This window comes from Rhodococcus sp. SB1D (assembly GCF_048573875.1).
Lineage (GTDB): Bacteria > Actinomycetota > Actinomycetes > Mycobacteriales > Mycobacteriaceae > Rhodococcus_F > Rhodococcus_F qingshengii.
On record NZ_JBMAIQ010000045.1, the window covers coordinates 1 to 383 of the forward strand.

General features: G+C 60.6%; 1 protein-coding gene. It reads right to left on the minus strand.

What is annotated here, in order from left to right; all coding sequences use genetic code 11:
* Positions 1–383, minus strand: a 383-nt coding sequence (locus tag ACN50D_RS31260) for a DUF7507 domain-containing protein (protein WP_419970263.1), incomplete at both ends; no start/stop codon positions are given.

Here is a 383-nt window from a genome sequence, read left to right on the forward strand (position 1 = left end):
CAGATCATCGGTCAACACCACCGGATCAAGAGTCGTGTTACCCGTATTCGCACCCGTCACCGTATACGTGATCGTCTGACCCGCAGCAACATTGGTACCCGACACCGGATCAGCAGCCTTCGCGACCGTGAACCCCGGAACCTTCACCGGATGCTCGGTCGTCACCGGCGGAGGAGTGATCTCCGGACCCGTCGGCGGCTTCGCAGTACCAGTGACCTTGTTGTTGATCAGAACCCCGCCGGCAACACCGTCGTTGATCTTCACCTGATAGGTCAGGACAACCGACTTACCGGCCTCGAGCACACCAGTCCACGAGAGCGTCGTCCCCGACAGGGTCGGAGCAGCACCGTCGACACTGTCGACAGTTGCCTTGAGCGTGCCTT